11 protein-coding genes are annotated in these 13,830 nt (G+C 71.1%); 3 read left to right on the forward strand and 8 right to left on the reverse strand.

Going from position 1 to position 13,830, the window contains the following annotated elements:
* The 3 genes from ABZU75_RS22860 to ABZU75_RS22870 form a co-directional block, all read left to right on the forward strand.
* A partial coding sequence (locus ABZU75_RS22860; protein ID WP_355557556.1) for a CoA-binding protein occupies window positions 1–1,514 on the forward strand: 1,514 nt, incomplete at its 5' end.
* A 1-nt stretch (window position 1,515) separates the two neighbouring features.
* Window positions 1,516–2,265 (forward strand): glucose 1-dehydrogenase, encoded by a 750-nt coding sequence (locus ABZU75_RS22865; protein ID WP_343966456.1) that lies wholly within the window; start codon window positions 1,516–1,518, stop codon window positions 2,263–2,265.
* A 138-nt stretch (window positions 2,266–2,403) separates the two neighbouring features.
* On the forward strand, window positions 2,404–4,794 hold the full coding sequence (locus tag ABZU75_RS22870) for a LuxR C-terminal-related transcriptional regulator (RefSeq protein WP_355557560.1): 2,391 nt from the start codon (window positions 2,404–2,406) through the stop codon (window positions 4,792–4,794).
* A 162-nt stretch (window positions 4,795–4,956) separates the two neighbouring features.
* On the opposite strand, the gene ABZU75_RS22875 is transcribed toward ABZU75_RS22870, so the two are convergent.
* The 8 genes from ABZU75_RS22875 to ABZU75_RS22910 all read right to left on the reverse strand — a co-directional run bounded on the left by ABZU75_RS22875 (window position 4,957) and on the right by ABZU75_RS22910 (window position 13,829).
* On the reverse strand, window positions 4,957–5,502 hold the full coding sequence (locus tag ABZU75_RS22875; RefSeq protein ID WP_355557563.1) for an ATP-binding protein: 546 nt from the start codon (window positions 5,500–5,502) through the stop codon (window positions 4,957–4,959).
* Window positions 5,499–5,708: a DUF5999 family protein gene (locus ABZU75_RS22880; protein WP_350912810.1), complete on the reverse strand. Its 210-nt coding sequence runs from the start codon at window positions 5,706–5,708 to the stop codon at window positions 5,499–5,501. The genes ABZU75_RS22875 and ABZU75_RS22880 overlap by 4 nt, the downstream gene beginning before the upstream one ends.
* Window positions 5,709–6,158: 450 nt before the next feature.
* Window positions 6,159–7,526 (reverse strand): IS607 family element RNA-guided endonuclease TnpB, encoded by a 1,368-nt coding sequence (gene tnpB, locus ABZU75_RS22885; RefSeq protein ID WP_355557566.1) that lies wholly within the window; start codon window positions 7,524–7,526, stop codon window positions 6,159–6,161.
* A gap of 227 nt (window positions 7,527–7,753) precedes the next feature.
* Window positions 7,754–8,575 (reverse strand): TIGR03619 family F420-dependent LLM class oxidoreductase, encoded by an 822-nt coding sequence (locus ABZU75_RS22890; RefSeq protein ID WP_355557568.1) that lies wholly within the window; start codon window positions 8,573–8,575, stop codon window positions 7,754–7,756.
* A gap of 79 nt (window positions 8,576–8,654) precedes the next feature.
* Complete coding sequence (locus ABZU75_RS22895) at window positions 8,655–9,665, reverse strand: acyl-CoA dehydrogenase family protein (RefSeq protein WP_355557571.1); 1,011 nt, start codon at window positions 9,663–9,665, stop codon at window positions 8,655–8,657.
* Window positions 9,662–10,816: an acyl-CoA dehydrogenase family protein gene (locus ABZU75_RS22900; RefSeq protein ID WP_355557574.1), complete on the reverse strand. Its 1,155-nt coding sequence runs from the start codon at window positions 10,814–10,816 to the stop codon at window positions 9,662–9,664. The genes ABZU75_RS22895 and ABZU75_RS22900 overlap by 4 nt, the downstream gene beginning before the upstream one ends.
* Window positions 10,817–11,081: 265 nt before the next feature.
* Window positions 11,082–12,800, reverse strand: a complete 1,719-nt coding sequence (locus ABZU75_RS22905) for a serine protease (protein ID WP_355557576.1) — start codon at window positions 12,798–12,800, stop codon at window positions 11,082–11,084.
* Between the two features lie 261 nt (window positions 12,801–13,061).
* Window positions 13,062–13,829, reverse strand: a complete 768-nt coding sequence (locus ABZU75_RS22910; protein WP_355557579.1) for an ABC transporter ATP-binding protein — start codon at window positions 13,827–13,829, stop codon at window positions 13,062–13,064.
* Between the last annotated feature and the right edge of the window lies 1 nt (window position 13,830).

Consider the following 13,830-nt stretch of genomic DNA (forward strand, 5'->3'; position numbering starts at 1 on the left):
TCGCTCTTCCGTTCTCGGCGGAGCCCGCCGGGCCGGGGCCGGAAACCCCGGGACGGCACGGGTCCGGGCAGGACTTCACCGCGCTGTTCGAGCCCAGGGCGGTGGCCGTGGTGGGCGCGTCCGCGAGCAGACCGAACTTCGGGAACATGTTCCTGGAGTTCTACAAGGCCACCGGCGTGCCGCTGGTCGCGGTGCACCCGGAGGCGGACGAGATCAACGGTGTGCCCACGGTGCCGACCCTCGCGGAGGCGGACGCCGACTACGCGCTGGTCGCCGTACCGGCCGACCGCTGCGCGGAGGTGGTACGCCATGCGAAGGGCCTCTCGTTCGTCCAGGTGATGAGCGGCGGGTTCGGCGAGGCCGGGGCCGCCGGGCTGGAGGCCGACCTGGTCAGGGCGGCACGGGAGGCCGGGGCCCGGCTGCTCGGACCGAACTGCATGGGCGTCTACAGCCCGCGCGGCGGGCAGACCTTCATCGGCGGCGAGCCGGGGCCTCCGGGTCAGGTGGCGCTGATCTCGCAGAGCGGCGGCCTGGCCGGAGAGGTGGTCAGGGTGGGCGAGCGGCGCGGGCTGGCGTTCAGCCGGGTGGCCACGGTCGGCAACTCCGCCGACGTGACCCCCGCCGAGTTGCTCGGCTGGCTCGGCGGTGACGAGCACACCTCGGTCGTCGGCATGTACCTGGAGGACCCCCGGGACGGCCGTGCCCTCTTCGAGGCCCTGATGTCCGTGCGCGGACGGCTCCCGGTCGTCCTGCTGGTCGGCGGCCGGAGCGGCCAGGGGCGCAGGGCGGCCGCCTCGCATACCGGCGGCATGGTCGGCGACGGCCGCGTCTGGCGGGCCCTGGCCGACCAGACCGGCGCCGTCCTGGTCGGCAGCCAGGACGACCTGATCGGCGCCCTGTCCTTCTTCCAGTCCCACGCCTCCAGGATCGCTCCCCCCGCCGGGTCCGTCACGGACACCGCGCGGGGGCCGTGGACGGGCCGCGGCGAGGACGGCCTACCCTCCGTGCTGGTGATCGGCCCGAGCGGCGGGGCCAGCGTGCTGGCGGCGGACGTCCTCGACGCGGCGGGGCTGGTGCTGGCGGCGCTGCCCGACGAGACGCGGGACGTGCTGAAGGCCCTGGGCGCGGGGGCCGCCGGCACCTCTCCGGCCAATCCGCTGGAGGTCCCGGTGGGTCCGCGAGGCCGCCCTGAGCTGGTCAGGGAGGTCATCGGGGCGATCGTGGCGCACCGGCCGTACCCCGACGTCGTGGCGCACGTGAACGTGCAGAGCTTCTTCACCTTCGGAACCTCCGCCGACCCTCTCTACGCGTACGCGCACAACCTCGCCCGGGCACAGCGGGACCTGCCGGGAACCAGGATCACCCTGGTCACCAGGAACGGCGAGTGCGCGCCGCCCGGAGTCGAGGACGAGGTCCGCGCGATCGCCGCCGGTGCGGGAATCCCCGTCTACCGCTCGATGGAGGCGGCCGCCGTGGCCGTCGCCGCCGCCGCACGTTTCATCCGAGGAGCTTGACATGGGTCTTCTGGACGGCAAGGTCGCGCTGGTCACCGGTGGGGCCAGGGGCATGGGCGAGTCCCATGTACGGCTGTTCCTGCAGGAGGGGGCGCGGGTCGTCTTCGGCGACGTGCTCGACGAGGAGGGCAAGGCGCTCGCGGAGGAGACCGGGGCGCTCTTCGTCCACCAGGACGTGACCAGGCCCGAGGACTGGGAGCGCGCGGTCGGCGCCGCCGTCGATACCTACGGCAAGCTCGACGTCCTGGTCAACAACGCTGGAATCCTGAAATTTCGTCGGATCGAGGACATGGCGCTGGAGGAGTTCGAGCGCGTCCTCGACGTCAACCTCAAGGGCACCTGGCTCGGCGTCAAGTCCGTCATCGAGCCCATGAGGGCCGCCGGCCGGGGCTCGATCGTGAACATCTCCTCGGTCGAGGGTTTCATCGGCGCCGAGGGCATGTCCGCCTACTCCGCCTCCAAGTTCGGCGTACGCGGGGTGACCAAGGCCGCGGCCCGCGAGCTCGCCCAGTTCAAGATCCGGGTGAACTCCGTGCACCCCGGTGCGATCAACACCTCCATGGTGCTGGATCCGGAGATCATCGCCAAGGTGGACGCGGAGGCGTTCATGAAGTCCATGGTCATCAAGCGTTTCGCCAAGCCTGTCGAGGTATCTCATGTGGTGGCCTTCCTCTCCTCCGACCGGGCGAGCTACTGCACCGGTAGCGAGTTCACGGTGGACGGCGGCCTGCTGACCGGCGCGGGCTACTGATCCACCGGCGCCCATCCGGTCACGGTCACGGCGCGTACGGGGGCGAACCCCCCTGCGCATAGTGTGGATGGTGCCGGTCGGACCCGAACATGTGACGGTTCGCCTGCCGAGGCCGGCGTGAGGCGCTGATGAACGCTGATGGATGAGGTGGCACCGGCCACCCCGAAACGGTGGCAGACAGCGGGGCTGCCACCCGAGGTGACCAGTTTCGTAGGACGTCGGCATGAGGTGGCCGAGGTCAGGCGCCTGCTGTCCAAAGCCCGCGTGGTGACCCTCACCGGCCCCGGCGGTGTCGGCAAGACCCGGCTGGCCCTGCGCGTCGCGGCCGACGTCCAGCGGGCCTTTCCCGACGGGGTGTGGCTGGTCGAGCTCGCCGGGCTGAAGGACCCCGAACTGCTCGGCGCGTCGGTGAGCGAGGCCCTGACGATCAGGGACACCTCGCACCGCCCCCCGGTGGAGGTGGTCGTCGAGCACCTCGGGGAGAAGCGTGCGCTGCTGATCCTCGACAACTGCGAGCACCTCCTGCGGGACTGCGCCGTGTTGGTGGAGATCCTGGTGCGCTCGGCCCCCGGCCTGCGGATCCTCACCACCAGCCGGCAGGCGCTGGGCATCGCCGCCGAGCAGACGCTGGCCGTGCCGACGCTGCCGCTGCCGCCGCCGGCACCCGACTCCGACCGTCCGAGACTGCCCGCCGAGCCCGCCACGCAGTCCGAGGCGGTACGGCTGTTCGCCGAGCGGGCCTGCGCCGTCCTACCGGATTTCACGGTCACCGAGGCCAACCGGGCCGCCGTGGAGCAGATCTGCCGCAGGCTGGACGGCATCCCGCTCGCGATCGAGCTGGCGGCCGCACGGTTGCGCGCGCTCTCTCCCGAGGACCTGCTGGCCAGGCTGGACGACCGGTTCCGGCTGCTCACCGGAGGTTCGCCCACGACGCTGCCCCGCCAGCAGACGCTGCGCGCGCTGATCGACTGGAGCTACGCCCTCTGCACGGAGAAGGAGCAGCTGCTGTGGGCGCGCGTTTCGGTGTTCGCCGACGGCCTGGACCTCGAGGCGGCCGAGGCGGTCTGCTCGGGGGACGGCATCGATCGCGAGGAGGTGATCGACCTGGTGATCGGGCTGGTGGGCAAGTCCGTCCTGATCAAGGAGGATTCCCCCGCCACCCCCTCGGTGACCCGCTACCGGCTGCTGGAGACGATCCGGCAGTACGGCCGGGAACGGCTCGTGGACCTGGGACAGGAGACCGCGCTCCGGCGGCTGCACCGCGACCACTACCGGTGGCTGTCCGCGGAGGCGTACGCGCAGCGGTTCGGCCCGTTCCAGGTGGCCTGGTTCGGCAGGTTGAATCTCGAACACGCCAACCTGCGCACCGCGCTGGAGTACTGCTTCACCGACCCCAAGGAGACCTCCGCCGCCCTGGGCATGGCCGCCGACCTGCTCTACCACTGGATCACGAGCCACTATCTCAGCGAGGGACGCCACTGGCTGGACCGGAGCCTGTCGGCCGTCACCGGGCCCGACGAGATCCGGGGCCGCGCGCTGTGGTCCAACAGCTGGCTGGCCATCATCCAGGCCGACGTCACCGCCGCCGCGGCGATGCTGGAGGAGGCCCGGGTGCTGGGGGACCGGCCGGGGCACGAGCCGATCCTGGGCTACGTCGCGCTCTACTCGGGAATGATCGCCATGTCCCGGGGAGACCTCGGAGCCGCGATCGAGCTCTACGAGGAGGCGGCGGCGCGTCACCGCATCGACGACGACCCGGCGGGCCTGGCCCTGACGCTCATCCGGCTCTGCCTCGCCCACTCCTTCCTGGGCGACTGGACGAGTTCCGTCTCCGCGGGCGAGGAGTGCCTCACGCTCTGCGAAGCCCACAGGGAGGGCTGGCACCGGGCTTACGCGATGATGGCGCTCGGCATCGGGGTCTGGTCCCGGGGCGACGCCCGGCGCGCGATCGAGCTGGAGAAGGAGAGCCTGAGGTTCAACCGTTCGCTCGACGACCTGCTGGGCATCGGCGTCAACCTGGAGGCGCTGGCCTGGATCGCCGCCGCAGAGGGAGACCACCGGCGGGCGGCCGTACTACTGGGGATCCTGGAGACGATCTGGCAGGCGATCGGAGCGCCGATGTCCGGGTTCGGACACCTCATGCACTACCACAACGAGTGCGAGGCCCGTACGCGTGAGGCCCTCGGGAAAGCGGCCTTCGACGCCACCGTCAGGCGGGGCGCGAAGCTGCCCTGCGACGAGGCGCTGGCCTTCGCCCTCGACGAGGGCACTCGCTCCGGCAGGCATCCCGACAGGGCCGAGCCGTCGCCGTCCCCGCTGACCCGCAGGGAGACCGAGATCGCCCAGCTCGTCGCCCAGGGGCTGAGCAACAAGGAGATCGCGGCCTCGCTGACGATCGCCCAGCGCACCGCGGAGGGTCACATCGAGCACATCATGACCAAACTGGGCTTCCACTCCCGGGCCCAGATCGCCGTCTGGATCGGCGAGCGCAACCGGGACACGGACGGGAGTCACCCATCCGACACCTGATGGGAGAAGGGGACGCCGGAGCCGACGAGTGCGGCGATCTCGTCGGCTCCGGCGGCCGGCGGACGGCGAGTCGGGGAACTCTGCCTCCGCTTTTCGGAGGTGGTACGTGGGTTCGGCTCCCGGCGGGGGCGGGGGTCACCGGCGCGTATGGCGGACCCGCGGTCAGCACTCGGCGGCGGCGTGCGCGGGAAGCTCGAACCAGACGGCCTTGCCGTCGCAGGTACGGTCGCTGCCCCAGCAGCAGGAGAGCAGGTCGAGCAGGTGCAGCCCGCGTCCCCGCTCGTCGTCCTCACAGGCCTGGTACACGCGGATCGGGGAGGGGTCCGTGTCCGCGTCCTCGACCTCGCAGCGCAGCAGGCCGTCCTCGAAGGAGAGGGCGAGCCTGATGGTCCCCCGCGAGTGGTGCAGCGCGTTGGTGACCAGCTCGCTGACGAGCAGCTCGGCGACCGTGCTGTGCTCCTCCCGCAGCCCCCAGTCCGCCAGGCAGGCGCGGGTCATCCGGCGGGCCCGGGGCACGGATGACGACTCGGGAGTGAGGGAGAACGACGTCTCCTGCACGTCCGGCTTCTCAGGGAAGAGGGTCATGGGCGCCACCTCGACCGGGTGCGGCTCGCGCACGCGACCACCGTCGGCGACCGGCCACGGCTGGGTGACCCGCTGGAGCGGCGTGCTCGCCCCCTGGCCGGCGGAAACGCGAACCGGACTCATGCCGCCTGCCTCATTGGAACGCGGTGAGTGGGCATGTCGTGGACGGGAGTGCTCCGCCCGTCCGGCAGGAGCGCTCCGGTGTCATCGAAGACCACGACGCCGTTGCAGAGCAGACCCCACCCCTGCTCGGGGTGGAAGGCCACGAGGGACGCGGCTTCGTGATCGGGGGCGCTTGCGAGAGGGCATCGCGGCTGGTGCTGACACATGGCTCGTACCTTTGATCCTTCATTGGTTGCAGTTGAGCCTTCGATGTGACGAGCATCTCCCAGCACCGATACCGGCATATCGGGATAAATACCCATATCCATACCCATTTCGCCGATGGTAAAGAGATCGGCCCTCGGCAGGGGGGATGGTCAACAGGACCGATCCGCGCGGAGACAGCGCTCCTGGCTCCGATTGCGGACGCCCCGTAGATCTTTTCGCCAAATGCTCTACTCACGCAAGATCGCGCGAAAGCCCCCTGACGTCGCCTTTTGTCTAGGTATATGACGCCGAGTGACTTTGCGCGCACTTTAGACTGTCGTGACCTGTCCTTGAGGCCGGGTAGCCTCCCTCGTCACGGAAGACAACCGGCCAGTGGTGCCGCCGCACGCGTCTCACCCGTCCCCGGGAGGCTCGCGTGAACGCGCCGTCGCTCAACCGTTCGCTGATTCTCAGTGCTTCCCTGTGAGGATCAGCGAGCCACCGCGTTGCCGTGGCAGCGTTCTCCCTTTCGGGAGTTCCCGTTTCACCGGCGCGAGCCTGGCGCGAACGCCAGGACTTACCGCTCCTCCACGGGCATTTAACGTCTCCCCGCAACTCTGGGCGACGTCGGCCGCGAGCGCGGCCAGGTTGAGCGCGGCGTTGAGATCCCGGCCCAGGACCAGGCCACACGCCGCACAGTTGTAGGTACGTTCGGACAGGGGCAGTTTGGCTTTCACCGCGCCGCAACCCGAACACGTCTTACTGGACGGATACCAACGATCGGCCACGATCAGCCGCCCACCGCTCCAGCCGGTCTTGTAGGTGAGCTGACGGCGTACCTCACCCATCCCGGCGTCTGCGACCGCGCGGGCCAAGCGCCGGTTGGCGAGCATCCCGGACACGTTCAGGTCCTCGACCACGACCGTGCCGTACGTGCCCGCCAGGCAGGTGGTGAGCTTGTGCAGGCCGTCGCGCCGCTGGTTCGCCACCCGGGCGTGCGCCTTACCGAGCGCCGCCTTGGCCTTGAGCCACCGGGCCGACGCCTCGCGCCGCCCGCCGTCGGGGGTGCGTGGTCCCACCCGGCGGGCGAGTTGCCTGTTCAGTCTGCGCAGCCTGCGCAGCGCCGTCCGGTGGTGCTTAGGATTGGGGACGACCTCGCCCGTAGACAGCACGGCGAGGTCCTTCACCCCGAGATCCACGCCCACGACCGCCCCCCGCCGGGACGGCACCCGTTCGGGCCGGTCGATCTGGCAGGTGAACGCCACAAACCACCGGCCCCCCTCCAACCGGACCGTGGCCGACAGGATCCGGCCGGTGCCGCGCTCGAGGTGGCGGGCGAGTTTGCGGGTGGACTCACAGGTGCGGATCGTGCCCAGCCGGGGCAGTGTGACGTGGTGGCGATCAGCTTCGACGCGGAGGGTGCCGGTGGTGAACCGGCAGGCGGGGATGGTGCGGTGCTTGGACTTGAACCGGGGAAACCCGACCTTCTTACCCGCCCGGGTGCCGTTGCGGGAGGCCGACCAGTTCTTCAGCGCCCGCGCCACCCCGTCCAGGCCACTGTTGTAGGCCTCCTTGGAGTTCTCTGCCCACCACGGCGCCACCCCGTTCTTGGCCGCGTTCCACAGCCTGCGCAGCGCGTACAGCGACCAGGGCACCTCGGTCAGCAGCTTGGCGGGCACCCCGTAGGTCTTCTCCGCCTCCCGCTGTGACAGCGCCGCCTTGATTCGGGCCAGCGCCCAGTTGAACACGAACCGCGCCGCCCCGCCATGCGAGAACAACGCAACGGCCTGGGCGGGGGTAGGGTCGAGGGCGTAGCGGTATGCCTGATGAACCCGCACCACCCCACCCCCGGCCTTTACGCACCGCCACTGATCGCTGACGATGAGCTTACTTTCGGAAGGTGATCAACAACTCCCGGATGGCGAGAAAGCCTGACGCCGGCCCGGAACCAAACCCCGGCGTCGCGTGCCATCCTCTCCGACACCTCGGCCCGCCGGGCGGAGGTGTCCAGAGAAGAGCTGATAAACGCTGATACAACATCCAGTAGTTCACAACCCCGATGAATCTAGAAATGGTCGGCGGCGAAGGCGGCCAGCGCGGCCACGGCGTCGCGGCTGCGTCGCCAGGGGCGGACGATCATGCGGTCCACGCCGAGCCTCTCCCAGCGCGGGATCTCGGCGGGGCCGCCGAGCTCGTAGGCGTGCGCGGTGACCGAGAAGGGGCGGTCGTCGCGGAGCCCGGCGAGCCTGTCGAGCTGCGGGCGGATCGTCTCCAGGGAGTGCGGCATGCTGATCCAGCCGTCACAGAGCCGGGCGGCCCGCCGCAGGGCCGCGCCCGACTCGCCCCCGGCGAGGATCGGCAGCCGGTCCTGGACCGGTTTGGGCTCGAACGCGACCTCGGGGAAGTCGTAGAAGCGTCCCGCGTGCGCGACGACCGGCTCGGACCAGAGCCGCCGGGTCACCTCGATCGCCTCGTCCAGGCGTGGGCCCCGGGTCGCGAAGTCCACCCCGGCCGCCAGCCACTCCCCCTCGTACCAACCGGCGCCGACCCCGCAGATCGCCCGCCCTCCCGAGACCCTGTCCAGGGTGGCGAAGGCGCGGGCGGAGACGAAGGGATGCCGCAGCGCGTAGAGGTGCACGGCGGTGCCGAGCCGTACCCGCGAGGTCAGCCCGGCCAGCCAGCACAGGTAGGCGGGGGCGTCGAAGAGCGGGGTGACCGGGGAGATACCCGGCCTGTCGGTTCCCGGATAGACGGCCAGCGACAGGTCGGTGGTGAACACCAGGTGCTCGGGCAGCCAGACCGACTCGAACCCCAGCTCGTCGGCGGCGACCGCGACGTCCCGCCACGCGTCCGGATGGATCAGCCCCAGCGGGACCCCGAACCTCACGACGCCTCCCTCGGTGGCCGTGCGGGAACCGCGCCCCCGTGTGACCGGCCCCGCTCACGGCCGGCCGGGACCTCCCGGCTCACGGCCACCTCACCGGTCCGGCGGAACCGAGGATCTCGGCTCTCAGCCGGGACCGGTGCAGGGCGGTGCCGCCGTAGGCGGCGGAGAGGGACCACACCCGGGCGAGCCACAGGTGCAGATCGAGCTCCTCGGTGTAGCCGATCGCGCCGTGCACCTGAAGCGCGGTCCTGGCGGCCAACTCGGCGGCCTCTCCCGCGGCGGCCTTGGCCGCGGCGACGTCCCGGCCGGCGGTCGGCAACTCCCTGTCCACCGCGAAGGCCGCGGCGTAGACCAGCGGCGCGGCGAACTCGACGGCCACCGCCACGTCGGCGAGCAGGTGCTTGACCGCCTGGAAGGACCCGATCTGGACACCGAACTGCCTGCGGGTCAGCGCGTGGCCGACGCTCGTCTCCAGCAGATGCCTGGCCGCCCCGACCAGCTGGGCGGCGACCGCCACGGTGACCGCGCGGACCGCGGGGGCCACCGGGGCCGTGAGCCGGGTCACACCGTCGGACACACCGTCGGACACACCGCCGGACCCCGCGTCGAAGTCCACCGCGAACAGCCTTCTGGTCCGATCGACCCCCGACTGGGGCGTGAGCCGCGCCCGCCCCGGCCGCACCGCGTACGGGACGCCGTCGCGCTCGACGACCAGCAGGTCCGCCAGGTCCGCGTCGGGAGAGTAGACCTGGTCGCCGATGCGCACGCTCACCCGCAGCGAGCCCGCGGCGAGCTTGCCCAGCCCCGGGTCGCCGGCGAGCAGCACCGGGGCCGCCACCGCGGTCTCGGCCACCGGACCGGGGAGCGCGACCCTGCCCGTCTCCTCGAAGGCGAGCACCGCGTCGAGGAGCCCCAGCCCGAGGCCGTCGTGTTCCTCGGGGACCAGCAGCCCGAACAGTCCGATCTCGGCGAGCCGGGACCAGGCGGGGGTCCGCTCCGTCCGCGCGGCCCGAGCCGGGCAGTGCGCGGCGAGTACCTCCCTGACCGTGGCGGCCAGTGCGAGCTGGTCATCGGTGAAGGCGAAGTTCATCGTGGAAGCCCCAGGACGCGTTCGGCGATGATGTTGCGCTGGATCTCGTTGGTGCCCGCGTAGATCGGTCCGGCCAGGGAGAACAGGAAGCCGTCCAGCCAGCGCCCGCCGTCCTCGGCCTCGGGGGCACCCCCGTCCAGGAGGCCGCGCTCGCCGAGGAGCCGCAGGGCGAGGGTGTGCATGCGCACGTCCAGCTCGGACCAGAAGACCTTGCCCATGCTGGAGGCGGAGCCGATCTCCTCCCCCGCCGCCAGACGGCGGGCGGTGCCGAAGGTGTGCAGGCGGTAGGCCTCGGCGTCCAGCCAGGCGCGGGCGACCTGGTCGGCCAGGGCGGGATCGGTGCCCTCGGTGCCACCCGAGCGGGCCAGCCGGACCAGCCGGTCGGCCGTGGCCGTGAACCGGCCGGGGCTGCGCAGGGTGAGTCCCCGCTCCGAGGAGGTGGTCGCCATCGCGATCCGCCAGCCCTCGCCGGGGGCGCCGAGCACCAGGTCGTCGGGGACCTCGACACCGTCGAAGAACAGTTCGGCGAACCCGTGCTCGCCGTCGAGCTGGGCGATGGGCCGTACGGTGACGTCGGCCAGCGGGAACATGAAGTAGGTCAGGCCCCGGTGCCTGGCCGAGGCGGGGTCGGTCCGGAACAGGCCGAAGCCCCAGCCCGCGTAACAGGCCCGGGAGCTCCAGGTCTTCTGCCCGTACAGCCGCCAGCCGCCCTCCACCCGCTCCGCGCGGGACCGCAGGGCGGCCAGGTCACTGCCCGCCTCGGGCTCGGACCAGGCCTGCGCCCAGACCTCGTCGGCCCTGGCCATCGCGGGCAGGAAGCGCTCCCGCTGCTCCGCCGTGCCGTACGAGAAGATCGTGGGGGCCAGCAGGAAGATGCCGTTCTGGCCGACCCTGCCGGGGGCGCCCGCCGCCCAGTACTCCTCCTCGAAGATCAGCCACTCGACGAGGCCCGCCCCCCGCCCGCCGTACTCGACGGGCCAGGAGACCACCGACAGCCTGTCGGCCGCGAGCAGGCGCTCCCACTCGCGATGCGCCTCGAAGCCCTCCCTCGTGTCCATCGAGGGCAGCGGGACGGCCGGGACATGCCGGGCCAGCCAGTCCCGCACCTCGGCCCGGAATTCCCGCTCCGCGGGAGTGAAGTCCAGATCCACTACACCAACCTAGCGCACGCTTGGGTAAGCGTACAGCGGGCCGTACCGCGAAAGGCCCGGAGCGGTGGTTCCGCTCCGGACCTCGACACACGGGTGGTGCCCCTCGCCCGAAGGGCACCACCCGTGTGCTTGCCCGGCGTCACCCGTCCGAACGCCGCTGCGCGGACGACCGTCCGGCGCATTCGGACGGGTGACGCCGATTCCGCTCGGGCGGGCGCCGCCAGCGCTCCCCCCCAGGAGCGGGCATCCACCCGAGCGGACGTGATCAGCGCTGCTCGGGCGGGCGCTGCCCCATGTTCCGGCGCAGCTGCTCCAGCTCCGCCTCCAGACCTGCGATCCGGGTGTTCGCTCCTGGTCCGCCCGTCCCCTGCTGGGGCTGCGGCGGGCCGTACGGCGACTGCGGGCGGACCGCCCGGGTCTCGGGCCCCGTCGGGAGCGGGTAGGGCGGCCGCTGTTGGTACTGCTGCTGCGGCGCGCCGTACGGCTGCCCCTGCTGGCCGTACTGCGGCTGGCCGCCCTGCGACTGCGCCGGGTAGCCGGGCTGCGCCCCGTACGGAGCGGGCGGGAAGGAGGCCGGCCCCTTGGAGCGGCTCTTGCCCCTGGCGACCGCGACGATCGTGCCGATCACGAACGCGGCGACCAGGCCGCCGCCGCCCCAGAGCAGCCACGGCAGGATCGGGGTACCGCTCTCGTCCTTGCCCGCGGTGATGGCCTGCTGGGAGTCGCTGATGTACTTGGCGACGTACGGGTGGTTCGGCTGCAGCGCCTGCACCTCGCGGAACTTGGGCAGCGCGTCGGAGTACCTGTTCTGGAAGAACAAGTCGAGCGCCTCGTTGTAGGCCTTCGTCGTCGTCGACTCGGCCGGCTTGATGTTCTTCTCGTTCAGCTTCTCCTTGACGATGCTGACCGGCAGCACGAAGCTCTCACCCTCGGTGGAACCGCCGTCCTGCTGGATCAGGCCGCCGACCAGGATGCCGATGACCTTGCCGTCCTTGCTGAACACCGGACCGCCGGAGTTGCCCGGGTAGGAGGGCGCCTGGGTCTGGATGTACGGCACCCCCTCGGGGGTCTGGCGGCTGGCGTTGTAGGGACCCTCGGTGAACGCCGGGTCGAGCTTGGACTCAAGGTTGAAGATCGAGGTCTGCGTCACGGTGCCGGGGAACCCGCTGATGTAGAGGGTGTCGCCGACGCGCACGTCCGAGTCCTCGCCCAGCGGCACGGTCGGCAGGTTGTTCTGCCCGTTGGCCTTGAGGATCGCGACGTCCTTGCCCGGGTAGACCGTGCCCTTGGCGACCAGCTCGATCGGCACCGTCTTGGTGGTCTTGTCGACGCCGCCGCCCGGCAGGCTCTGCAGCAGCGAGAGCGAGCTCTGGACATTGCGGATCTTGATGTTCTCCGCGTTCCAGATCTGGAAGATCTTCGCCGCGTTCCGGAGGATCTCCTCGTCGGAGGCGATGTCTCCGAGGCTGGCGACCAGGTCCGCGGCATCCTTCTCGTTGATCTTCGTGAGCGCCTGTGCCGCGAAGGTCTGGGCCAGCTCGGTGTCCTCCTGGCCGACGCAGTGCGCCGCGGTCACCATGTAGCCGTCCGGCGTGATCCACCAGCCGGTGCACAGCCCGCCCGCCGTCGCCTCGACGACCCGCTCCTGCCCGCCGGGCGAGAAGTAGCGGCCCGGGTTCTTGGCCATCTGCTGCACGACCCAGCGGTAGATGCTGTTCTCGTCGGAGGAGATCTTGCCGCTCTGTACGGCGTTGATCCCCTGCTGCGTCAGGGTCCTGATCGCCTCCAGGTTCGCCTCGGGCGTCGGCACGGCCACGTCCGCCGTGTAGGACACCGAGGTCAGCTGGACGGACGGGTGCGTCCTGGCGGCCAGCCACGTCCCGACGGGGACGTCGACCTCTTTGGGTTTGGCCACCGCTGTACCCGGCAGTGCCAGCGTGCTCGCCAGCACCAGGCCCGCGACGGCGCTGATTCTTCCCCACATCTTCGTACTCTCCCCAAAACTTGCTTCCCGAGGCGAGAGCATGACGGGGACCACTTGGGGAGTACTTGGAAGCGACTGGTAGGCCGCCGAGAGCGCCCGACGACGTGCTGGAACCTTCCCGGCGCTCAACGGGCAGGACGGCCTCGCGCCGGTAAGCGATCAAGGTATGGGCGAGTATATGCCCACAACGGCGAGCGTCGAATCCGTACGCGCCGCGCGGCCCCCGACCGCCCCGGAATCTCACCCGCACGGAGAACGAGGTCAGCCGAGATAGGCGGCACGGACCACGGGATCCTCGCGGATCTCGGCGGGAGCGCCCGAGGCGATGACGTGGCCGAGGTCGAGGACGACGAGACGGTCACAGGTGTCCATCACGAATCCCATGTCATGTTCGACCAGCAGGATCGTCGTCTCCAACGCCCCGATGACCTCCTCGATGCGAGCGGTCTGGTCGGCGTCCAGACCGGACGTGGGCTCGTCGAGCAGCAGGAGCGACGGCGCGTCCGCGAGGGCGCGGGCCAGCTCGACCAGGCGTCGCGACCCGGCGGGAAGTGCCGCCGCGTAGGCGTCGCGCAGCCCGTTCAGCCCGCAGAGCTCCAGCACCTCGTCCACCCGCTCCCCGCGTGCCCGCTCCAGGTTCCGGCGTCCCCGCCAGCCGACCAGGTCGGCCGGGAGCCCACCTCCCCCGCCCCTCCACTCCATCGCGGCCAGCACGTTGTCCGCCACGGTCAGCCGGCCGAACACCTGAGTCCGCTGGAAGGTACGGCGCAGTCCGGCACGCGCCCGCCGCACCGCCGGGATCCCCGTGCTCTCGCGGCCCATCACCGAGACGGAACCCGAGGTCGGCCGGCGCAGTCCGGAGATCACGTCGAACAGCGTGGTCTTACCCGCCCCGTTGGGCCCGATCACCCCGCAGACCTGGCCCGCCGGCACCTCGAAGGAGACATCGGTGAGCGCGTGGACGCCCCCGAAGGAGACCGACACGGCCTCGACCCGCAGCGCCGCGCTCATCGCCACCCCGTCTCTCATG

The organism is Streptosporangium sp. NPDC005286, assembly GCF_040607515.1.
GTDB lineage: Bacteria > Actinomycetota > Actinomycetes > Streptosporangiales > Streptosporangiaceae > Streptosporangium.

Excerpts from the sequence above, each read along its gene's own strand:
- ABZU75_RS22865 (WP_343966456.1), top strand. The coding sequence starts at position 1,516 with ATGGGTCTTCTGGACGGCAAGGTCGCGCTGGTCACCGGTGGGGCCAGG.
- ABZU75_RS22870 (WP_355557560.1), top strand. The coding sequence starts at position 2,404 with ATGGATGAGGTGGCACCGGCCACCCCGAAACGGTGGCAGACAGCGGGG.
- ABZU75_RS22875 (WP_355557563.1), bottom strand. The coding sequence starts at position 5,502 with ATGAGTCCGGTTCGCGTTTCCGCCGGCCAGGGGGCGAGCACGCCGCTC.
- ABZU75_RS22880 (WP_350912810.1), bottom strand. The coding sequence starts at position 5,708 with ATGTGTCAGCACCAGCCGCGATGCCCTCTCGCAAGCGCCCCCGATCAC.
- ABZU75_RS22895 (WP_355557571.1), bottom strand. The coding sequence starts at position 9,665 with ATGAACTTCGCCTTCACCGATGACCAGCTCGCACTGGCCGCCACGGTC.
- ABZU75_RS22905 (WP_355557576.1), bottom strand. The coding sequence starts at position 12,800 with ATGTGGGGAAGAATCAGCGCCGTCGCGGGCCTGGTGCTGGCGAGCACG.
- ABZU75_RS22910 (WP_355557579.1), bottom strand. The coding sequence starts at position 13,829 with ATGAGAGACGGGGTGGCGATGAGCGCGGCGCTGCGGGTCGAGGCCGTG.